The sequence below is a fragment of the Cellulomonas terrae genome (assembly GCF_007990265.1).
Lineage (GTDB): Bacteria > Actinomycetota > Actinomycetes > Actinomycetales > Cellulomonadaceae > Cellulomonas > Cellulomonas terrae.
Window position 1 is genome coordinate 253,869 of the sequence record NZ_BJWH01000001.1, and the last position, 20,602, is coordinate 274,470.

Consider the following 20,602-nt stretch of genomic DNA (forward strand, 5'->3'; position numbering starts at 1 on the left):
GACCCTGGTGGGGCGACCTACTCGTCGTCGGGACCGCGGTCCCGATGAGCGTCAGCCTCCGAAGACCCAGAACGTGAGCTTGCCGATGCCCAGGTCGACCACGGTGACGAAGGCCATGACCACGGCGACGAACACCAGGACGACGCTCGTGTAGGTGATCAGCTCCGACCGCGTGGGCCGGACGACCTTCTTCAGCTCCGCGATGACCTGACGGACGAAGAGCGCGATGCGCGCGAACAGTCCGCCACGCGACTCACCCTTGCGGGTGGGCTTGGAGGTCGACGGGCGCGCCGCCGAACCCTCGGCGTCGGACGCCGCAGCCGGTGCTGTTTCGCTCACGTCTGGCCCCTACGTCTCGTGGTGGTCAGGCTCCGTGCGGAACCTGACGGACGGACGGGCCGACGCGTCGCGCCGGACCGACCGGCGGTCCTGCTCGCTTCTCCCGGCCCGCCGGGCGAACCCGGAGGACCAGACGCGTGCGCAGGGCAGACAGGACTCGAACCTGCAACCTGCGGTTTTGGAGACCGCTGCGCTACCAATTGCGCCACTGCCCTACGGCGGCCTGGGCCTCCATGACGTAGCCCGCGCGACACTGGCGGACACCACCCGGAGGGGGTCCGTGCAGCGACCGGAGTCCTCCGGGGCACGGCTCATCATGGCGGACGTCAACCGCCGGGGGTCCACTGTACGCGACGAGCGCCGATGGGTCGAACCGCCCGCGCAGCGGCCGTGTCACCCACCGATATCGTCTGGCACCGCCGGACGTGACCTCTGCCACTATGGCCCCGTGAGCGAGCAGACCCCTCCCCGTGCCCGTGTGTCCGCCCGACTGGCCGCGATCGCCGAGTCCGCGACGCTGGCGGTCGACGCCAAGGCCAAGGCACTCAAGGCAGCGGGCCGCCCGGTGATCGGCTTCGGCGCCGGGGAGCCCGACTTCCCGACGCCCGGGTACATCGTCGACGCCGCCATCGCCGCGGCGAAGGACCCGGTCAACCACCGCTACACGCCCGCGGCGGGACTGCCGGCGCTGCGTGAGGCGATCGCCGCGAAGACGCTGCGCGACTCCGGCTACGAGGTGAAGCCGTCGAGCGTGCTGGTCACCAACGGCGGCAAGCAGGCGGTCTACCAGTCGTTCGCGGCGATCGTGGACCCGGGTGACGAGGTGCTGCTGCCCGCGCCGTACTGGACCACCTACCCCGAGGCGATCCGGCTCGCGGGCGGCGTGCCGGTCGAGGTGTTCGCCGGCGTCGACCAGGGCTACCTGGTGACCGTCGAGCAGCTCGAGGCCGCGCGCACGCCGCGCACCAAGGTGCTGCTGTTCTGCTCGCCGTCCAACCCGACGGGAGCGGTGTACTCCCCCGAGCAGACCGCCGCGATCGGGCGCTGGGCGCTCGAGCACGGCATCTGGGTCATCACCGACGAGATCTACGAGCACCTTACGTACGACGACGCGGTGTTCACGCCGATCGTGCGGGCGGTGCCGGAGCTGGCGGACACCACGATCGTGCTCAACGGCGTCGCGAAGACCTATGCGATGACGGGGTGGCGCGTCGGCTGGATGATCGGCCCGGCGGACGTGATCACCGCCGCGACGAACCTGCAGTCGCACCTGACGTCGAACGTCGCGAACGTGTCGCAGCGGGCCGCGATCGCGGCGCTGACCGGCGACCTCGCCGCGGTCCAGGAGATGCGGACCGCGTTCGACCGCCGTCGGCGCACGATCGTGGAGATGCTCGCGCAGATCGACGGCGTGCGGATCCCCGCACCCGAGGGCGCGTTCTACGTCTACCCGTCGGTCGAGGGGGTGCTGGGCCGCACGATCCGCGGGGTGACCCCGCGGACCTCGGCGGAGCTGGCCACGCTGATCCTCGAGCAGGCCGAGGTGGCCGTGGTGCCCGGTGAGGCCTTCGGTCCGAGCGGGTACCTGCGCCTGTCGTACGCGCTGAGCGACGCCGACCTGGTGGAGGGCGTCACGCGGATCCAGGCGCTGCTGGCCGAGGCCGAGTAGCTCCCGTGCCGCACGCCGTCGAGGTCACGGGGCTCCGCAAGGTCTACGGCGAGAAGCGCGCCGTCGACGGCCTGGACCTGCACGTGGCGCACGGCGAGGTCGTCGCGATCCTCGGGCCCAACGGCGCGGGGAAGACCACGACCGTGGAGATCCTCGAGGGCTTCCGGTCGCGCGACGGCGGCGACGTGCGGGTGCTCGGACAGGACCCGCAGGACGGCGACCGGGCGTGGCGATCACGCCTCGGCATCGTGCTGCAGAGCAACAACGACCTCGCCGAGGCGACGGTCGCGGAGCTGGTCCGGCACTTCGCGCGGTTCTTCCCGGATCCCCGCGACCCCGACGAGGTGATCGCGTCGGTGGGCCTGCAGGACAAGGTGAGGACCCGCGCGCGGCAGCTGTCCGGTGGGCAGCGACGGCGGCTCGACGTGGCGCTCGGCATCGTCGGGCGGCCCGAGCTGCTGTTCCTCGACGAGCCGACCACCGGCTTCGACCCGCAGGCCCGGCGCTCGTTCTGGGACCTCGTCGAGCAGCTCGCGGCCGACGGGACGACGATCCTGCTGACGACCCACTACCTGGAGGAGGCCGAGCGCCTCGCCGGCCGGGTCGTGGTGGTGCGGGACGGGCAGGTCGTGGCCGAGGGCGCACCGGCCGACCTCGGGGGGCGTACCGCGCGACAGGCGCTGGTGCGCTGGACGCAGGACGGGCAGACGCGCGAGGTCCGCACCGACACCCCGACCACGACCGTGGTCGAGCTGACCGGGGTGCTGGGCGGGGAGGTACCCGGGCTGCAGGTGCTGCGGCCCACGCTCGAGGACGTGTACCTGAGCCTGATCGACGGGGCCGAGTCATGAGCGACGTCGACACCGGGACGCGACTGCCCCGGGTGCTGCGGCTCGGGGTCGCGCGGACCGGCTACGAGGTGCGGACGTTCTTCCGCGAGCGCGACGCGGTCGTCTTCATCTTCGCGTACCCGATCATCATGCTCGCGATCTTCGCGACGGTCTTCGGGCAGGACGGGGCCACGGTCGGGCCGGAGCCCGGGATCCCGTTCGCGCAGTACTTCCTGCCCGGGATGCTGGCCACGGGCATCATGCTGTCGAGCTTCCAGCACCTCGCGATCTCGATCGCGGTCGAGCGCGACGACGGTGGTCTGAAGCGCCTGCGCGGGACCCCGCTGCCGTCGTCGGCGTTCTTCCTCGGCAAGACCGGCGAGGTCCTGGTGACCTCCCTGGTCCAGACCGCGCTGCTCCTCGCCGCGGCGGCGCTGCTGTTCGGGGTGCCGATGCCGACGACGGGGACGGCCTGGGCGACGTTCGCGTGGGTGTTCGTGCTGGGGACCGCTGCGGGCACGCTCTGCGGGGTCGCGTTCTCGTCGGTCCCCCGCTCCGGGAAGTCCGCGAGCGCCGTGGTGACCCCGATCGTCCTCGTGCTGCAGTTCATCTCAGGGGTGTTCTTCGTGTTCAACGACCTGCCCACCTGGATGCAGCAGGTGGCGTCGGTGTTCCCGCTCAAGTGGATGGCACAGGGCATGCGCTCCGTGTTCCTGCCGCCGAGCGCGGAGGCCTGGGAGGTCAGCGGGTCCTGGCAGCACGGGGCGACCGCCGCCGTCCTGCTCGTGTGGGCGGTCGCCGCCCTCGTCGTCGGCGTCCGCACGTTCCGCTGGCGGCGTCGCGACGACGGCTGAGCGGGCTCTTGATCCTGACGCCGCGTGAGGTCCTAGCGTCGGTCGCATGACGACAGGACACCGGGTGGGCGAGCTGGCCGCGGCGACCGGGCTGACGGTGCGGACGCTGCACTACTACGAGCAGATCGGGTTGCTGACCCCGTCGGGCCGCAGCCCCGCCGGGCACCGGATCTACGACGCCGCCGACGAGGCACGCCTGTACCGGGTGAGCCTGCTGCGTCGGCTGGGCATGGACCTCGCCGAGGTCCAGCGCGTGCTGGACGATCCCGCGTGGGACCTCAGGTCCGCCCTGCAGGCCCACCTGGACGTGCTCGACGCACGCCTGGACACGACCGCCCGCCTGCGGTCGCGGGTGGCCGGGGCGCTCGCCGCGGGCGGCACCGACCTGCTCGCGGTCGTCGAGGAGCTGACGCTGCTCGACCCGCCCGCGCAGCGGCGCATCGTGCTGCTCGTGTACGCGGACATCGGCGCTGCGCACGCGTGGCTGGTCGACCGGTTCGGGCTGCTGGCGGGCGAGCTCGTGCGCGACGGCGACGGGCGTGCGGTGCACGGCGAGGTGCACGCCGGTGACGGGGTGGTCTGGCTGCACCCCGAGCAGGAGTCGTACCGGCTGGCCTCGCCCCGGACGGTCGGTGCGGGCACCTCGTCGCTCGCCGTCCTGGTCGACGACGTCGACGCCCACCACCAGCGGTCCGTCGCGGCCGGTGTCGACGTCCGCCAGGCGCCGGTGGACCGGGACTACGGGTACCGCGTGTACAGCGCGTACGACCTCGAGGGGCACCTGTGGTCGTTCATGCGGTCGCTGGACTGAGAGCACCTGCGCACGGTCGTGCGCGACGGACATACTTGCGTCCATGTCCCGCAGCGCCAGCGCCGGTCGCCGCGCCGAGCTCACCAGCGCGACGACGGGCGTGATCCCCGCCTACCAGCGCACGCTGGCGCACCTGACCGTCCGCGCGCGGCTGATGACCGCCGTGGTGGTGCTGTCGGCGGTGACGATGATGGTCGCCGGCGGGACGGCGTTCGCCCTGCAGGCGGCCCAGACCGACGAGCGCATCGACAACTCCCTGTCCCGGACCGTCGCCGCGCTGCGCGTCGTCGAGGCCGGCGAGAACCCCGAGACCGGCCAGCCGTTCACCAGCGTGGCCGACGTGCTCATCGAAGGCATCCGCTCCCGGGTGCCGACCAAGAACGAAGGCGTCGTGACGCTGCTCGACGGCAAGCTCCACAGGCAGCCCGCCGTCCAGACGAGGTCGGTGCGGCTCGCGGAGGATCCCGAGCTCGTCACGGTCCTGGCCGCTCTCCCGCCCGACGCCCCCGCGCTGCCGCACACGGTCACGACGTCCGTCACGCAGTACCGCCTGATCGCCGTCCCGGTGCTGATGAACGGCGACCCCAGCGCGGGCCTGTTCGTCGGCGCGTTCGACCGGTCGGCCGAGATGTCGGGGCTGCGCAGCACGTTCCTGACCTACACCGCGGTCGGGCTCGGCGCCCTGGCGGCGATCTCCGTCGTGGCGTGGTTCGTCGTCGGCCGCCTGCTGCGACCGATCCGCCTCCTGCGGGACACCACGCGCCGCATCACGGAGTCCGACCTCTCGGAGCGCATCACGGTGACGGGCAAGGACGACCTGTCCAACCTGGCCCGCACGGTGAACGCGATGCTCGACCGCCTGGAGCGCGCGTTCGGGTCGCAGCGTGAGCTCCTCGACGACGTCGGCCACGAGCTGCGCACTCCCCTGACGATCGTGCGCGGGCACCTCGAGCTGGTCGACGCGGACGACCCGGACGACGTCCGCGCGACGCAGGCGCTCGCCCTGGACGAGCTGGACCGCATGCAGCGGCTGGTGGACGACCTCATGACGCTGGCCACGGCGGACCGGCCGGACTTCGTGCGGCTCGACCGCACCGACGTCGGACGCCTCACGGACGACGTGCACGACAAGGCGCGCGGCCTCGGCGACCGCCGCTGGGTGGTCGCCTCGCGGGCGGACGTGGACGTGCTGCTCGATGCCCAGCGCATCACCCAGGCCTGGCTGCAGCTCCTCGCGAACGCGCACCGCTACTCCGCGCCGGGCTCCACCGTGCGGCTCGGCAGCGAGGTGGCGGGCGACCGCCTGCTGCTCTGGGTCCGCGACGAGGGACCCGGCGTGCCGCCCGAGGAGACCGACCGCATCTTCGAGCGGTTCCACCGCGGACAGGCCGACCGCATCTCGCACGGTGCCGGTCTGGGGCTGCCGATCGTCGCCGCCATCGCACACGCCCACCACGGACGTGTGTTCGTGGAGCATCCACCGGCTAACGTCGGCTCCGGCGTGGTCTTCGTGCTTGACCTGCCGGCAGTCGACCTCGTGGACGGCCGACCCCAACCTGTCACCGAGCTGGTGGAGTACCTATGACGCACATCCTCATCGCGGAGGACGAAGAACGTATCGCCGCGTTCGTCGCCAAGGGCCTGCGCGCCTCCGGCTTCGAGACGAGCGCGGTGACCTCCGGCGAAGAGGCTCTGACCCGCGTGCACTCCGGCGACGTCGACCTGCTCATCCTCGACCTCGGGCTCGTCGACATCGACGGCTTCGAGGTCCTGCGCCGCCTGCGCGCGGCCGGCGAGACCGTCCCCGTGATCGTGCTGACGGCACGGTCGTCGGTCACGGACACCGTCACGGGCCTGGAGTCCGGGGCCGACGACTACATGGCCAAGCCGTTCCGCTTCGAGGAGCTGCTGGCCCGCGTGCGGCTGCGGCTGCGGGCGCAGGGGTCGACGCCGGGTGAGACGACGGTGCTCAGGCACGGCGCCCTCCAGCTGGACCTGCGGACGCGCCGGATGAAGGTCGGCACCCAGGAGGTCGACCTGTCGGCGCGGGAGTTCGCGCTGGCCGAGACGTTCCTGCGGCACCCCGGCGACGTCCTCACGCGCGAGCGGCTGCTGTCGGAGGTGTGGGGCTTCGACTTCGACCCGGGCTCGAACGTGGTCGACGTGTACGTCCGGTACCTGCGCCGGAAGGTGGGCGCGGAGCACTTCGACACCGTGCGTGGCGTCGGCTACCGGTTGATCGACGCGACCCCGACGGCGAGCGTGTGACGCGGGACCTCCGCCTCCTGCCGAAGGCCCACCTGCACCTGCACTTCACGGGGTCGATGCGCGTGTCGACGCTGGCGGACCTGGCGGCGACGCACGGCATCCGGCTCCCGTCCGTGCTGCTCGACGGTGACCCGCTGCACGTGCCGGCCGACGAGCGCGGCTGGTTCCGGTTCCAGCGGCTCTACGACGCCGCGCGGGCGTGCGTGCGCACCGAGGCGGACATGCGGCGGATCGTCGCGGAGGCGGCGCAGGACGACGCCGAGGAGGGGTCGGGCCGGCTGGAGATCCAGGTGGACCCGACGTCCTACGCCCCGTTCGTCGGCGGCATCACGCCCGCCCTGGAGATCGTGCTGGACGCGGCCCGGCAGGCGTCGGTGGACACCGGGGTGGACGTCGGCGTGATCGTCGCGGCGTCCCGGATGCGGCACCCCCTGGAGGCGCGCACGCTCGCCCGGCTGGCCGCGCACCACGCGGGCGACCGTCCGGGTCAGGTGGTCGGCTTCGGGCTGTCCAACGACGAGCGTCGGGGCGAGACGTCGGAGTTCGCGCCGGCGTTCGCGATCGCCCGCGCTGCGGGTCTGGCGTGCGTGCCGCACGGTGGCGAGCTGCTGGGACCCGCGCACGTCGAGGACGTGGTCGGCCGCCTGCGCCCCGACCGGCTGGGGCACGGGGTGCGTTCGGTGGAGGATCCCCGGGTGCTCGCGCGGGTCGTCGAGGAGGGTGTGGCGCTCGAGGTGTGCCCCGCGTCGAACGTGTCCCTCGGCGTGTACGCCTCGACGGACGACGTCCCGCTGCGCGCCCTGGTGGCGGCCGGGGCGACCGTGGCACTCGGGGCCGACGACCCCCTCCTGTTCCACTCGCGCCTGGTGGACCAGTACGTGATCGCCCGCGACGTGCACGGGTTCGCCGACGAGGAGCTCGCGGAGCTGGCGCGCGCGTCCGTCCGGGCCAGCCGCGCGGCGGACGACGTGCGGGCGCGGCTGCTGGCGGGCGTGGACGCGTGGCTGGCTGCTTGACGTCGGCCCGGTCGATCCGGCATTGTGTCAATCCATTGATTCATTGATACAAGGAGTCCCGATGGCCAAAGGACTGATCGTCTGCTTCGCGCTCGCCCTGGTCGTCGGCGTGGCCTGGGCGCTGCGCCCCGTCCGGACCAGCGGCCCGGTCACCCCGTCCGAGGCGTGGCTGGCCGCAGAGCGGCACGCCAGACGCGTCACCGCGGTGGCGTGGTGCCTCCTCGTGCCGGTGCCCCTCCTGGCGCTGCTGCTCGTCACGCCGTACCTGCAGGCCCTGGCGGTCGGCGCCCTCACCGCCGCGCTCCCGCTGCTCGCCGGGACCGCCTTCGTCGCGGTGCACGTCGTCGGGGAGGTCACGTGGCCACGGCCCGCCGGCGCCGTCCGGCGGGCGCCCCTGGTACGCCGCCGGCTCGCCGACCTCGCACCGCGCGCGCTGTCGGTGCTCACGGGCGCCTGGACGCTGCTCCTGGTGCTCCTCCTCGTGGTGTGCGGGGCTGCCGCGGGAACCGGGGGCAGGTCCCTGTCGTACGCCCACGCGGACGGCACGACGTCCACCGCGAGCCCGTTCCCCGGGTGGTACTACGGCCGCCTCGTCGTCGGCGCGCTGGTGGTGCTGCTCGTCGGCTGCCTGGCGGCGCTCGTCCTCGTGGCGCGGCGTGCCGCCGTCGCGGACACCGACCCGGTGGACGACGTCGCGCTGCGCCGGACCTCCGCGCGCCGGGTGCTGTCCGGCGTGCAGCTCGTCGTCGGCGCGACGCTCGCCGGATGCCTGTTCTTCGCGGCCAACGTCGTGCGCGTCGTCGAGCCGCGGTGGGCCGACGCCCTCGGCGCGGGCAGCGCGGAGACCGTCGCAGCCGTGGCCGCCGTGATCGCGATCGGCATCGGTGTCACCGCTCTCGTCGTCGCGGTCCGGGGTGCCCGTGCCACCCTGCGACCGGCCTCCGCGCACGTCGAGCAGACGCCCGCCGCCCAGGCCGCCGCATGACCGCGCAGCTCGAGGTCGACCTGACCTCCGGCGTCCCGGCGTTCGAGCAGATCCGCGCGCAGGTCGTCGCGCACGTCGCTGCCGGTCGCCTCGTCGCGGGCGACCGACTGCCGACGATCCGCGCCCTCGCCACGGACCTGGGGCTGGCCGCCGGCACCGTCGCGCGGGCGTTCCGCGAGCTGGAGGCCGAGGGGGTCGTCGAGACCCGTCGGCGCGCAGGCACGGTCATCGCCGAGGGCGCCTCGGTGCCGACGGACCTCGCGCGCCGGGCCGCCGAGACGTACGTGGCGGCGGTGCGGGCCGCGGGGCTGACCGACGACGAGGCGCTCGTGCTCGTGCACGGCGCGCTGCTCGGACGTCAGAGCGTGACGCCCACCAGCACGGGCTCCGGCTCGAGCTCCACCCCGAACGTCGACCGGACGCCGTCGCGCACCTGACGCGCGAGGGCGAGCAGGTCCTCGGCCGTCGCTCCCCCGCGGTTGGTCAGCGCGAGCGCGTGCTTGGTCGACAGGCTCGCCGGTCCGGGGGCACCGAAGCCGCGCGAGAACCCGGACCGCTCGATGAGCCACGCGGCGCTGGTCTTGACGCGGCCGTCGTCGGCCGGGAAGCGCGGCGCGTCGTCCGGCAGCGCGGCCGCGGCGGCGGCGTCGAGGAACGGGTTGGTGAAGAACGAGCCCGCGCTCCACGTGTCGTGGTCGGCGGCGTCGAGCACCATGCCCTTGCGACCACGCAGGGCCAGCACGGTGTCGCGGACCTCTGCCAGCGGGGCACGCCCGCCGACCTCGACCCCGAGCGTGCGGGCGAGCTCCGCGTAGGCGATCGGGCGGGACAACGAGCCCGGGCGCAGCTGGAACGTCACGTCGAGCACCACATAGCGGGGGGTCGGCGACCAGGGGGCCTGCGGGTCGGCCGGGTCGGCGTCGCGCATGGATCGCTTGAGCACCGAGGTGCGGTACCCGAACGCCAGCGTGACCAGCGGGAGGGTGCGGACCTTACCGCGACCGCGGTCCCAGACCCGGACGGTGGCGATGCTCTGCGAGACCTCCTGCCCGTACGCGCCGACGTTCTGCACCGGCGTCGCACCCGTGGAGCCCGGGATGCCGGACAGTGCCTCGATCCCGGTCAGCTCCTGCTCGACCGCGTACCGGACCACGTCGTCCCAGGGCGTCCCGGCGGGGACGGTGAGCGTGGCGCCGGCGCACGCGGACGCGTCGGGCACCTCGATGCCGCTGCGCACGTCGCGCACGACGACCCCGTCGAAGCCCGCGTCGGCGACCAGGAGGTTCGATCCGCCGCCGAGCACCAGCAGCCGCTCCCCGTCGGCGTCCGCCGCCCGGACCACGTCGAGCAGCTCGGCCTCCGTCGTCGTCTCCTCGTACCGCCGCGGCGCACCGCCGACGCGCAGCGTCGTGAGGTCGGCGAAGGTGGACGAGGGGGTGGTCCGGGCCGGCCAGGTGATCGTCGGAGGGACGGTCGCCGGCGAGCAGTCGGCCGTGCTCAGCTCTGTCTGCACGCGCTCAGGCTAACCCTGGGCCGTCTTCTTCAGCGGCGCGGCGGCGTTGACCACGAGGAGCCCCAGCACGATCGGCACGATGATCACGAGCAGGGCGTGCCGGTAGCCGACGTGCTGGGCGAGCAGACCGAGCAGCGGCGGCCCCGCGAGGAACGCGCTGTAGCCGATGGTCGAGACCACGCTCACGCGGGCCGCCGCGCGCAGCGGGTCGTCCGCGGCGGCGCTCATCCCGACGGGGAAGCCGAGGGCGGCGCCGGCCCCCCAGGCCACGATGCCGATCACGGCGAGCCACAGCGGGCCCGCGAGGCCGAACACCAGCAGCCCGACGAGCGACAGGGCCGCGCACAGGCGCAGCACCGCGACGCGGCCGTACCGGTCGAGCAGCGTCGTGCCGAACCAGCGCATCGCGGTCATCGCGGTGACGAAGACCGCGAACGCGACCGCCCCCACGGCGTCCTGCACGTCGAAGCCGTCGACGACGGCGAGGCTCACCCAGTCGTTCGCGGACCCCTCGGTGAGGGCGGCGGCGAGGACGACCAGCCCGATGAGCAGCGTGCGCGGCTCCAGCCAGGCGGCGAGCGCGCCCCGGGCACCCTTCTCCGCGCGATCGGTCTCGTGCCGGATCTCGGGCTCGTCGACGATCGGCAGGAACGCCCGCACCGCGAACGCCACGCCGAGCACGGAGAGGATCACCGCGACGGGGACGTGCACGACGACCGGCACGTGCAGGGCGGCGGCGACGGCGGCGATCCCGGCTGCCGCCACCGTGCCGAACGAGAACCCGGCGTGGTAGCGCGGCATCACCGTGCGGCCGAGGTGCTGCTCGACGACGGCGCCCTCGACGTTCATCGACGCGTCCCAGACACCGGTGCCCACACCGAACATCACGAGACCGAGGCCGACGACGAGGACCTCGCCGAGCGCGACGCCGACCGAGGCCACGACGAGCCCGCTCGCGTTCAGGCACGCGAACGCCAGGACCGTGCGCCGGGCACCGAGCCGCTCGACGACCATCCCGGACAGCGGCAGCGCGACGAGCGACCCGACGGAGCCGACCAGCAGGAGCAGCCCCATCTGCGCGGGGGAGAAGTCGAGGCCGTCGCGGATGGCGGGCAGCCGGGCGGCCCAGGTGGCGAAGTTGAAGCCGTTGAGGAAGAAGACGGCGAACACGGCGATCGACGCCCGTTCGAACGACCGTCCGACCGGCTCGGGGGCGCGCGCAGGCGTGCTCGAGGCGGTCAGCTCGTCGTCGTGTCCCGCTGGCGTCGTCATCGGCCCTCCGGTGCTCATGATGTCGTCCTCGTCAGGGTCAGGGCACGCGCACGAGGCGGCGGCGGCGGGTCGGGTGGGTGCGGGTGGCCAGGTGGTCGGTGGTCCGTGGGGCGACGGGCACGGGCTGCTCGTCGTCGTCATGACGCGGGACGACGTCCTGGATCGACGGGTCCTCGGGGGCGACCCGGTGGGCCAGCAGGACGCTCGCGACCATCGCGACCGCGATGAGCACCAGGGCGTGCCGGGCGCCCGTCGACGCGGCGGCGACGCCGAGCAGCGGCGGCGCCGCGATGGAGGCCACCGAGGCGAACGACGACACGACCGCGACGCGGCCGGCGGCGCGCATCGGGTCGTCGGACGCCGCCGCGATCCCCACCGGCACGGCGAGCGCGGCGCCGAAGCCCCACAGCACGATGCCGACGCCGGCCAGCGCGAACGTCGGCGCGAACCCGAACAGCAGCAGGCCGACGATCGAGACCGTCCCTGAGACGCGGAGGACGTCCACGCGGCCGAAGCGGTCGATGAGGCGGGTGCCCAGGAGCCGCACGACGGTCATCGCGCCGACGAACACCCCGAGCATGGCGCCGCCCACGGCCTCGGTCTGGTCGAACCCGTCGACGACGGCGAGCGAGAGCCAGTCGTTGGCGGACCCCTCGGACAGGGCGGCCGCCATCACGACGACGCCGATCAGCAGGGTCCGCGGCTCGCGCCAGGAGTCCAGGGCGGTGGCGATGCGACGACGGCGGCCCACCGTGACGGGGCCGGCGAGCGCGCGGCCCGGCGTCCGGGGGCGCTCCCCCGTCGTGCCCGGCAGGACGAGCCCCCGCAGCGACGCCAGGCGCCAGACCACGGCGAGCAGCGCGACCGCGGTGAACTGCGCGGTGACGGAGATGCCGAGGTGCGACGCCGTGGCACCGAGCGCCGAGCCGGCGACCGCCCCGATCGAGAACGCCGCGTGGAACTGCGGGATGACGGTGCGGCCCATCGCGCGCTCGATGCGGGCGGACTCGACGTTGAGCGGCACGTTGCCGAGCGCGACGGCGACGCCGTTGAGGAAGACGCCGACGCCGAGCAGGGCGACCGATCCGACGGTCGGACCGACGCCCATGAGGACGAACGCCGCCGCGAGCACCCCGGTCGACGCGACGATCCCGACCCGGCTGCCGAACCGCTGCACGAGGACGCCGGACACCGTGACCGCGAGCAGGGCACCCACCGAGCCGACGAGCAGCAGCAGCCCGAGCTCGGAGGTGGACAGGTCGAGCAGGTCGCGGACCGTGGGGATGCGGGCGAGCCAGCTCGTGAACGTGATGCCGGTCAGGGCGAAGAGACCCATGAGGAGCCAACGGGCTCGACTCACGGGAGGGGCGGGGTGGCGCACGAGCTCGCTCCATCGTTCTGGCTGCGTATCGAATCGATTCGATCTGGCGCCGTCGGTGTCATCGAATCGATTTGAGGGACGGCGTCATTCTGCGGGTACGCTGGCCGCTGCGTCAAACCTGTGCGCGCTGCCCGCGCGTCGCGTCCCCCGCGGTCCCGCGACGCCGAACCGGAGGTCCGACCCTGTCTCCGCAACGCCCCACCCTGGCCGACGTCGCCGCCGCCGCGCACGTCTCCGTGTCGACCGCCTCGCTCGCCTTCTCCGGCGCCGGGCCGATCGCCGCCGCGACCCGCCAGCGGGTGCTGGACGCCGCCGCCGCGCTCGACTACTCCGGGCCGAACCCCCTCGGTCGCCAGCTGCGCCGGGGCCGGTCCGGGATCGTGGGCGTCGTCGTCGGGGACTCCCTGCGCCGGTCGTTTCGCGACCCCGTCGCGATCCAGGTGCTCGACGGCCTCGTCAGCACCCTCGGCCCGCTCGACCTCGGCGTCCTGCTGATCCCCGGCTCGAGCGACCCGAGCGGTCCCGCGGTCGACCCGCTCCTCGAGACCGCCGCGATGGACGTCGCCGTCATCATGTGGGGCGGCACCACCGACGACCCGATGCTCGGCGCACTGCGCCGGCGCGGCACCCCGACCGTGCTCGTCGAGGGACAGCACGCCCCCGACGTGGCGTCGGTCGGCATCGACGACCGCGGCGGGATGCGGCAGGCCACCGAGCACCTGCTGGCGCTCGGGCACACGCGGATCGCGACCGTGACGCTCCCGTTCGACCGCTGCCGCGGCGAGGGCCTCGTCCCGCCGGACGAGATGGACCACCTGTCCTGGGAGATCACCCGCCGACGCCTGGCCGGCGTGACCGACGCCGGCGTGACGCCCGTGGCGATCTGGGCCACCCCCGCGTCGCTGGTCGAGCACGGCCGCAGCGCCGGGACCGCGCTCCTGACCGGTCCCGACCGCCCGACCGCGATCGCCTGCCAGTCCGACCTGCTCGCCTCGGGCGTCGTGCTCGCGGCGCGCGAGCTCGGCCTGCGGGTGCCCGAGGACGTCTCCGTCAGCGGGTTCGACGGACTGGACCTCCCCTGGCTCGCCCCCGACGTGCTCACGACGGTGGTGCAGCCGCTCGCCGAGAAGGGCGCCGCCGTCGGGCACGCCGTCGCCGACTTCCTGTCCGGTGCCGGGCCGTCGACGCGCGAGCTGCCCGTGACCCTGCGGATCGGGACGACGACCGGGCCGGCTCCCGAGGTCAGCTGAGGCGGACCAGCGCCTGGGCCTTGCCGAGCACGCGGACGCCGTCCACGGCGACGGTGAGGTCGATGCGAGCCGTCCCGGCCTCCGGGTCGAGGGCGCCGACGACGGCGGTCACCTCGATGGTCGCGGCACCCGGGTCCGGCACGGGGACGGGGCGCGTGAACCGCACCTGGTAGTCCAGCACGGCGCCCGGGTCCCCGATCCAGTCGGCGACGACGCTCGACGCCGCACCCATGGTCCACATGCCGTGCGCGATGACGCCCGGCAGGCCGACCGCGGTGGCGATGCGGTCGTTCCAGTGGATGGGGTTGAAGTCGCCGCTCGCGCCGGCGTACCGGACCAGACGGGCTCGGTCGACGGTGATCTCGCGGCGGGCGACCTCGTCGCCGACGGCCAGGTCCTCGGTCATGAGTCCTCCGGGCGCACGGCGAGCGTGGAGACGACGGTGCACACCGGCTCGCCGTCCTCGGCCGAGATCTCGGCGCGCGTGGTGATCATGGCCAGCCCTGCGCGCACGGTGATCGAGTCCACATGCAGCACGGTCACCAGGCGGTCGCCCGCGTGGATGGGGCGATGGTGCGTGAAGCGCTCGTCCGCGTGCACGACCCGGCTGAAGTCGATCCCCGCAGCGGGGTCCTCGAACAGCTGGGCCTCGGCCCGCTGGGCCACGACGACGGCGAACGTCGGCGGCGCGATGACGTCGGGATACCCGAGCGTGCGCGCCACCGACGGATCCGTGTGGGCCTGGTGGGAGGCGCCGAGGGCGTCGGCGAACTCCTGCAGCTTCTGGCGGCCTACCTCGTAGGCAGCGGTCGGCGGGTACTGACGACCCGCGTAACCGACGTCGACCGGCATCGGTCGGAGGTCAGCGGGTCTCGCGGTGCAGGGTGTGACGGTTGTCGCGGGGGCAGAACTTCTTCATCTCGAGACGGTCGGGGTCGTTCCGACGGTTCTTCTTGGTGATGTAGTTCCGCTCCTTGCACTCCGTGCACGCGAGCGTGATCTTCGGACGGACGTCCGAGCTCTTGCTGGCCATGGTCTTGCCACCTCTCGCACCCGGTACGGGATGCATGCGATCTCGTCGTTGCGCGCCGGCCGACGCGCTGTTGTGTCACTGGAAGTAGCGGGAGCGGGACTCGAACCCGCGACACCACGATTATGAGCCGTGTGCTCTAACCACCTGAGCTACCCCGCCATGTCGATGTGCGCGTGGTCCGTGCCGCGGAATCACGGCACGTCTTCGAACACACCACAGAGCCCCGAAAGGGAATCGAACCCTTGACCTTCTCCTTACCATGGAGACGCTCTGCCGACTGAGCTATCGGGGCAGCGCGAGCAAGGTTACACGGGCTGTGGGGTGCTCGCGAAATCGGCTCCGGAGCGAGGTCCGCCCAAGGATCGCCTAAACGATTCATCTCATGGTCCGCGCCCGTGCGCGCGTGCCACGATCCGGCCCATGCGCCAGCCCCGACGCAGCATCGTTGCTGCCCTCACGCTCTCCGCCGCCCTGCTCAGCACCGCCGCCTGCACCGGCGGCGGGGGCGACGACGACGCCGACGCGGACTCCACGCCCGTCGCGACCACCCCCGCGTGGCCCACGGCGATCGACCCGACCACGACGACCGAGCCGTTCTTCGTCGTGTGGACCGACGTCGTGGAGACCGGCGAGGGCGACACCACCACCCTCCAGCCGTCGATCGACTCGCTCTCCGCGCTCGGCTACCAGACCCTCCCGTGGGACCCGGCCTGCCAGAGCAGCGCCGAGGAGCAGCTCGCGGGTCTCACCGGGTTCGCCGACCCGCTCGGCGTCGGCGTAGTCTTCGGGACGGCCCAGGACGCGGGCACGTTCGACACGCTCTACGAGGGCGCGACCGTCTCCGTGACCGAGGGCACCTACACCTGCGGCGCGTGACACGCGCATGATGGTCGGATGGGCACCCGGGCACTGATCGTCGTCGACGTCCAGGAGGACTTCTGCGAGGGCGGCGCGCTCGCCGTCAGCGGCGGGAACGCCGTCGCCCGCGCCGTGACCGACCACGTGGCGCAGCACGGGGACCGGTACGCGGTCGTCGTCGCCACGCGGGACTGGCACGCGCCCCTCCCCGACACCAACGACGGCCACTTCGCGGTCGGCGCGGAGCCCGACTACGTCTCCACGTGGCCCGTGCACTGCGTCGCCGGCACGCCCGGCGCCCGGTACCACCCGGACCTGCACCTGCCCGAGCGCACCGTGCACGTCCGCAAGGGTCAGGGCCGCCAGGACTACTCCGGGTTCGAGGGGGAGGTCGTCGGGGCCGGTGGCACCCCCCTCGCGGGCGTCCTGGCCGAGGCCGGCGTCACCGACGTCGACGTGGTCGGCCTGGCCACCGACCACTGCGTCGCCGCGACCGCGTCGGACGCCCGGGCTGCGGGCTTCGGCGCGACCGTCCTGCTCGACCTCACCGCGGCCGTCGCAGCACCCACCACGCTGCGCGCCGTCGCCCGGCTCGCGCAGGCGGGGGTCGGGCTGACGACGAGCGGACAGACCGACTGACTCAGCCCCGCAGCGCCAGGGCGAACGGCAGCACCGCCGTCGCGCCCGCCAGGCGCACCTCGCGCGCCGCGACCGTCATCGTCCAGCGACTGTCGACCAGGTCGTCGACGAGCAGCACCGGGCCGCCCGGCAGCGCCAGGCCGGACGCGTCGAGACGGTCCCAGACGCCCGCGAGACGGAACGCGCTGTTCCCGCCGGGTCCGCCGGTCGGGCCCCCGTCGCGAGGCGCCAGTGCGCCCGCGTAGGGCAGCCGGCCGATGTCCGCGAGCCCACGGGCCAGGGAGTCGACCAGCAGCGGGCGACGTCGCGACGGCAGCGCGACCACCGCGACCGGCCGCTCGTCCCATCCCCACTCGGCCAGCACCCGCACGCACCCCTGCAGCATCGCCGGCGTGATCGGTGCGTCGGTGGCACCGGCCGCGAAGACGTCGCGCAGGGCGGTCCCCCAGCCCAGGTCGGTCAGCCGCGCCAGGGCACGGCCCTCGACCGCCCGCTCCCCCTCGGCGATCTTGCCGCGCACCGGCAGACCGAGCCGGTCGGCACCGACGGGCCACTGCGCGCGCGGCTCGATCGGCACCCCCACGCGGTCCAGGGACCGCTCGGCCGACGCCGCCGCACCCTCGGCGACGCCCTGGGGGTACCAGACACCCGCGCAGGAGTCGCAGCGCCCGCACGGGGCCGCCGTCTCGTCGTCCAGGCTGCGCTGCAGGAACTCCATCCGGCAGCCGTCCGTGCGCTCGTACTCGAGCATGTGCTCCTGCTCGGCCTGGCGGGCGGCCGCGATCCGCGCGTACCGCTCGGCGTCGTAGGTCCACGGCTGCCCGGTGGCCACCCAGCCGCCCTGGACGCGGCGGACGGCACCGTCGACGTCGAGCACCTTGAGGAGCAGCTCCAGGGGCGTGCGCCGGACGTCGACGTGGGCCTCCAGCGCCGGGGTCGACAGGGGTCGGTCCGACAGCTCGGCGATCACGCGCTGTGCGCGGTCCTCGTCGGGCATGGACGCCGTCGCGAAGTACTGCCAGATGTCCCGGTCCTCGGGGCCGGGCAGCAGCAGCACGTCGGCGCTCGCCGTCGCGCGGCCGGCACGACCCACCTGCTGGTAGTAGGACACGGGCGACGAGGGCGCCCCCAGGTGCAGGACGAACCCCAGGTCCGGCTTGTCGAAGCCCATGCCGAGCGCGCTCGTCGCGACCAGCGCCTTGACCGTGTTCGCCTTGAGCGCCGACTCCGCGGCCTCCCGGTCGGCCGGGTCGGTCTGGCCCGTGTACGCGCGCACGTCGTGGCCCGCCTCGCGCAGCAGCCGGGCGGTGTCCTGCGCAGCGGCGACCGTGAGCGTGTAGATGATGCCCGAGCCGGGCAGGTCCCCCAGGTGGCTGAGCAGCCAGCCCAGCCGGGCGCGGGCGGTGGGCAGCCGGAGCACCCCGAGCCGCAGCGAGGCGCGCGCGAGCGGCCCGCGGATCGTCAGGACGCCGTCCGTCCCACCCGTGCCCAGCTGCTCCGCGACGTCCGCGACCACCCGGCTGTTCGCGGTCGCCGTGGTCGCCAGCACCGGCACGCCTGCGGGCATCGTGGCGATGAGGTCGCGCAGGCGGCGGTAGTCGGGCCGGAAGTCGTGGCCCCAGTCGCTGATGCAGTGCGCCTCGTCGACCACCAGCAGGCCGAGGCGTCGCACGAGGGCCGGCAGCTGGTTCTCCCGGAACGCGGGGTTGTTGAGCCGCTCCGGCGAGACGAGCAGCACGTCGACCTCGTCGGCGGCGAGCCGTTGCAGCAGCTCGTCCCACTCGTGGGCGTTGGTCGAGTTGATCGCCACGGCACGCACCCCGGCGCGCTCCGCGGCGGCGACCTGGTCCCGCATCAGCGCGAGCAGCGGGGACACCAGGACCGTCGGGCCGGCGCCCCGCTCCCGGAGCAGCATCGTCGCGACGAAGTAGACCGCCGACTTCCCCCACCCGGTCCGCTGCACCACGAGCGCCCGGCGGTGGTCGTCGACGAGCGTCTCGATCGCCTCGAACTGTCCGTCGTGGAAGTCGGCGTCCGGGTTGCCCACCAGTCGGCGGAGGACGGCGAGGGCTGACTCACGGGTAGCGGGCACGCGCCCACCCTGCCAGCCCGCGCCCACACCCTCAGCCGACGCGCTGCAGCGCCCGCTCCCGCCGGGCGGCGACGCTGGACCCCGACTCCTTGCGCGTCATCCGCCGCAGCACGACGGGCGCCAGGACGACCCCGACGAGCGCCCACGCACCGAGGACGGCAGCGGTCGCCCACGGGCGCCACGACCCGCCGACCTCCGCGACGGCCGCCGCGTCGGGGAGGAAGGCGGCACGCACCCCGAGCCCGAGCCAGTACACCGGGAACGCCTGCGCGACGGCCTGCCACCCGGCCGCGAGCGCGGTGACCGGGACGAACACCCCGGAGATCGCGATGAGCCCCACCACCGGCAGCGCGACGTAACCGGCGCTGCGCGGGCTGCGGACGAGCGCGCCGAGCACCAGCCCGAGCGCCTGCGTCGCGACGAGACCGAGCACGAGCACCCAGGTGAAGGTCAGCCAGTCGACGGTCCGCAGGTCGACGCCGTCGACCAGGAGCGCCCCGCCGGCCACCACGACCGCGACGTAGAGGACGACGGTCCCGGAGACGGTGACGACCTTGCCGACGAGGTAGCCGGTGATCCCGCCGGGGGTGGCCCGCGCGCGGAGCACCGTGCCGTCCTCGCGGTCCGCGCTGAGGTACTGCACGTCGAGCAGCATGCCGAGGGCGACGAACATCCCCACGACGCCGGGCACCGCGAAGGCGCCGAGCGTCAGCCCGGACCCGAGGTCCCGGTGCTGGAGCAGCACGAGGGCGACGAGCGTCACGACGGGCCAGAGCAGGTGCCCGACGAGGTCGGCGCCGGTGACCGCCTGCCGCAGCTCGATGAGTCCCCGACGCAGGCCGGGCCGCAGACCCGCCCTCATGACTCGGCCCGCCGCACCAGCGCCAGGTAGGCGTCCTCGAGCGACGCCCGCCGGATCTCCAGGTCGGCGACCTCCGAGCCGTGCACGCGGAACAGGTCGCGGGCGAAGGCCGTGGAGTGCGGCGTCGACCGCACGAACCGCTCGCCCGTCAGCGTCCAGCGCACCTCGTCCTCGCCTGCGAACCGGCGCGCGAGCTCGTCGACCGTCCCCTCGGCGGCGATCCGACCGCCGTCGAGCACGAGGATCCGGTCGGCCAGGCTCTCGGCCTCCGCGAGGTCGTGGGTGGTGAGCAGGACCGTGGTGCCGTGCTCGTCCACGAGGCTGCGGACCAGGTCGTGGAACTCCCGTCGGGCCTCCGGGTCGAGCCCCGCGGTGGGTTCGTCGAGGACGAGCAGCTCGGGACGACCGACCGCGCCGACCGCGACGTCGAGCCGGCGACGCTGCCCGCCGGACAGGCGCCGGACCTCCTGGCGCGCCTGGTCGGCCAGCCCGACGGCGGTCAGCAGCCCGTCCGTGTCCCACGGTCGCCGGTGGCCGGGCGTGGAGTACGGGGCGTAGTACGACCCGAGGTGCGCCAGGAGCTCACGCACCCGCCACCGGCCGTGGTCGCGCCACGACTGCAGGACGACGCCGATGCGAGCACGCCACCGCTCGTCGCCGTGCGCGGGATCGGCCCCGAGCACCTCCACGCGGCCCGCGGAGCGTCGCCGGAAGCCTTCGAGGATCTCGATCGTCGTCGTCTTGCCGGCTCCGTTCGGCCCCAGCAGCGCCACGACCTGTCCGGGCAGCACCTGGAACGACACGTCGTCCAGCACGTCCACGGACCCGTAGCGCATCCGCAGCCCTTCGACCTGCACCACCATCACGTGCTCCATTCGTCAGTCTGGCCTGACAGTTGACGTCAGTCTGGATTGACATCGATCTCCTTGT

22 protein-coding genes and 3 tRNA genes are annotated in these 20,602 nt (G+C 73.8%); 12 read left to right on the forward strand and 13 right to left on the reverse strand.

Annotated features, from left to right (window positions below):
* Nucleotides 1-51 precede the first annotated feature (51 nt).
* Nucleotides 52-339: a preprotein translocase subunit SecE gene (gene secE, locus CTE05_RS01215; protein ID WP_146844289.1), complete on the reverse strand. Its 288-nt coding sequence runs from the start codon at nucleotides 337-339 to the stop codon at nucleotides 52-54.
* A 142-nt stretch (nucleotides 340-481) separates the two neighbouring features.
* Nucleotides 482-554, reverse strand: a tRNA-Trp gene (locus CTE05_RS01220).
* Between the two features lie 233 nt (nucleotides 555-787).
* On the opposite strand from CTE05_RS01220, the gene CTE05_RS01225 reads away from it, so the two are divergent.
* From CTE05_RS01225 to CTE05_RS01265, 9 genes are all read left to right on the forward strand, one after another.
* Complete coding sequence (locus CTE05_RS01225) at nucleotides 788-2,008, forward strand: pyridoxal phosphate-dependent aminotransferase (protein ID WP_146844290.1); 1,221 nt, start codon at nucleotides 788-790, stop codon at nucleotides 2,006-2,008.
* A 5-nt stretch (nucleotides 2,009-2,013) separates the two neighbouring features.
* Entirely contained in the window at nucleotides 2,014-2,859 is an 846-nt protein-coding gene (locus CTE05_RS01230; protein WP_146844291.1) for an ABC transporter ATP-binding protein, read from the forward strand.
* Nucleotides 2,856-3,692, forward strand: a complete 837-nt coding sequence (locus tag CTE05_RS01235; protein ID WP_146844292.1) for an ABC transporter permease — start codon at nucleotides 2,856-2,858, stop codon at nucleotides 3,690-3,692. Before CTE05_RS01230 ends, CTE05_RS01235 begins: the two co-directional genes overlap by 4 nt.
* Nucleotides 3,693-3,738: 46 nt before the next feature.
* Entirely contained in the window at nucleotides 3,739-4,503 is a 765-nt protein-coding gene (locus CTE05_RS01240) for a VOC family protein (RefSeq protein ID WP_146844293.1), read from the forward strand.
* A 43-nt stretch (nucleotides 4,504-4,546) separates the two neighbouring features.
* Nucleotides 4,547-6,088, forward strand: coding sequence for a sensor histidine kinase (locus CTE05_RS01245; protein ID WP_146844294.1), 1,542 nt, complete (start codon nucleotides 4,547-4,549; stop codon nucleotides 6,086-6,088).
* A complete protein-coding gene (locus CTE05_RS01250; protein WP_146844295.1) occupies nucleotides 6,085-6,771 on the forward strand; it encodes a response regulator transcription factor in 687 nt (228 codons plus the stop codon). The genes CTE05_RS01245 and CTE05_RS01250 overlap by 4 nt, the downstream gene beginning before the upstream one ends.
* The gene (locus CTE05_RS01255) at nucleotides 6,768-7,787 is read left to right on the forward strand and encodes an adenosine deaminase (protein ID WP_146844296.1); all 1,020 of its coding nucleotides are present in this window, start codon (nucleotides 6,768-6,770) and stop codon (nucleotides 7,785-7,787) included. The genes CTE05_RS01250 and CTE05_RS01255 overlap by 4 nt, the downstream gene beginning before the upstream one ends.
* Before the next feature lie 61 nt (nucleotides 7,788-7,848).
* Nucleotides 7,849-8,772 (forward strand): hypothetical protein, encoded by a 924-nt coding sequence (locus CTE05_RS01260; RefSeq protein WP_146844297.1) that lies wholly within the window; start codon nucleotides 7,849-7,851, stop codon nucleotides 8,770-8,772.
* Entirely contained in the window at nucleotides 8,769-9,209 is a 441-nt protein-coding gene (locus CTE05_RS01265; protein WP_146844298.1) for a GntR family transcriptional regulator, read from the forward strand. The genes CTE05_RS01260 and CTE05_RS01265 overlap by 4 nt, the downstream gene beginning before the upstream one ends.
* On the opposite strand, the gene CTE05_RS01270 is transcribed toward CTE05_RS01265, so the two are convergent.
* The 3 genes from CTE05_RS01270 to CTE05_RS01280 all read right to left on the reverse strand — a co-directional run bounded on the left by CTE05_RS01270 (nucleotide 9,131) and on the right by CTE05_RS01280 (nucleotide 12,938).
* Nucleotides 9,131-10,231: a UDP-N-acetylmuramate dehydrogenase gene (locus CTE05_RS01270; protein WP_146844471.1), complete on the reverse strand. Its 1,101-nt coding sequence runs from the start codon at nucleotides 10,229-10,231 to the stop codon at nucleotides 9,131-9,133. The two genes, CTE05_RS01265 and CTE05_RS01270, sit on opposite strands and share 79 nt — an antisense overlap.
* A 63-nt stretch (nucleotides 10,232-10,294) precedes the next feature.
* Nucleotides 10,295-11,575 carry an MFS transporter gene (locus CTE05_RS01275; protein WP_246123180.1) on the reverse strand — a complete coding sequence of 427 codons (1,281 nt, stop codon included), beginning with the start codon at nucleotides 11,573-11,575 and terminating at the stop codon, nucleotides 10,295-10,297.
* A gap of 19 nt (nucleotides 11,576-11,594) precedes the next feature.
* Entirely contained in the window at nucleotides 11,595-12,938 is a 1,344-nt protein-coding gene (locus CTE05_RS01280; RefSeq protein ID WP_371863341.1) for an MFS transporter, read from the reverse strand.
* Between the two features lie 182 nt (nucleotides 12,939-13,120).
* On the opposite strand from CTE05_RS01280, the gene CTE05_RS01285 reads away from it, so the two are divergent.
* Complete coding sequence (locus tag CTE05_RS01285; protein ID WP_146844473.1) at nucleotides 13,121-14,188, forward strand: LacI family DNA-binding transcriptional regulator; 1,068 nt, start codon at nucleotides 13,121-13,123, stop codon at nucleotides 14,186-14,188.
* On the opposite strand, the gene CTE05_RS01290 is transcribed toward CTE05_RS01285, so the two are convergent.
* From CTE05_RS01290 to CTE05_RS01310, 5 genes are all read right to left on the reverse strand, one after another.
* On the reverse strand, nucleotides 14,181-14,594 hold the full coding sequence (locus CTE05_RS01290) for a MaoC family dehydratase (RefSeq protein ID WP_146844300.1): 414 nt from the start codon (nucleotides 14,592-14,594) through the stop codon (nucleotides 14,181-14,183). The genes CTE05_RS01285 and CTE05_RS01290 overlap by 8 nt on opposite strands.
* Nucleotides 14,591-15,040, reverse strand: a complete 450-nt coding sequence (locus CTE05_RS01295) for an FAS1-like dehydratase domain-containing protein (RefSeq protein ID WP_146844301.1) — start codon at nucleotides 15,038-15,040, stop codon at nucleotides 14,591-14,593. The genes CTE05_RS01290 and CTE05_RS01295 overlap by 4 nt, the downstream gene beginning before the upstream one ends.
* Before the next feature lie 10 nt (nucleotides 15,041-15,050).
* Nucleotides 15,051-15,221 carry a 50S ribosomal protein L33 gene (gene rpmG, locus CTE05_RS01300; protein ID WP_029290226.1) on the reverse strand — a complete coding sequence of 57 codons (171 nt, stop codon included), beginning with the start codon at nucleotides 15,219-15,221 and terminating at the stop codon, nucleotides 15,051-15,053.
* 85 nt (nucleotides 15,222-15,306) lie between these two features.
* Nucleotides 15,307-15,380 (reverse strand) — tRNA-Met (locus CTE05_RS01305).
* 60 nt (nucleotides 15,381-15,440) lie between these two features.
* Nucleotides 15,441-15,513 (reverse strand) — tRNA-Thr (locus CTE05_RS01310).
* 128 nt (nucleotides 15,514-15,641) lie between these two features.
* On the opposite strand from CTE05_RS01310, the gene CTE05_RS01315 reads away from it, so the two are divergent.
* Nucleotides 15,642-16,097 (forward strand): hypothetical protein, encoded by a 456-nt coding sequence (locus CTE05_RS01315; protein WP_146844302.1) that lies wholly within the window; start codon nucleotides 15,642-15,644, stop codon nucleotides 16,095-16,097.
* Between the two features lie 18 nt (nucleotides 16,098-16,115).
* A complete protein-coding gene (locus tag CTE05_RS01320) occupies nucleotides 16,116-16,718 on the forward strand; it encodes an isochorismatase family protein (RefSeq protein ID WP_146844303.1) in 603 nt (200 codons plus the stop codon).
* Nucleotide 16,719: 1 nt separating this feature from the next.
* Here the strand turns inward: CTE05_RS01320 and CTE05_RS01325 are convergent, their stop codons facing one another.
* The 3 genes from CTE05_RS01325 to CTE05_RS01335 are packed head-to-tail and all read right to left on the reverse strand — an operon-like array spanning nucleotide 16,720 to nucleotide 20,535.
* Nucleotides 16,720-18,810, reverse strand: a complete 2,091-nt coding sequence (locus CTE05_RS01325; protein WP_146844304.1) for a RecQ family ATP-dependent DNA helicase — start codon at nucleotides 18,808-18,810, stop codon at nucleotides 16,720-16,722.
* Between the two features lie 31 nt (nucleotides 18,811-18,841).
* On the reverse strand, nucleotides 18,842-19,672 hold the full coding sequence (locus tag CTE05_RS01330) for an ABC transporter permease (RefSeq protein WP_146844305.1): 831 nt from the start codon (nucleotides 19,670-19,672) through the stop codon (nucleotides 18,842-18,844).
* Entirely contained in the window at nucleotides 19,669-20,535 is an 867-nt protein-coding gene (locus CTE05_RS01335) for an ABC transporter ATP-binding protein (protein WP_222595391.1), read from the reverse strand. Before CTE05_RS01335 ends, CTE05_RS01330 begins: the two co-directional genes overlap by 4 nt.
* Nucleotides 20,536-20,602: the final 67 nt, after the last annotated feature.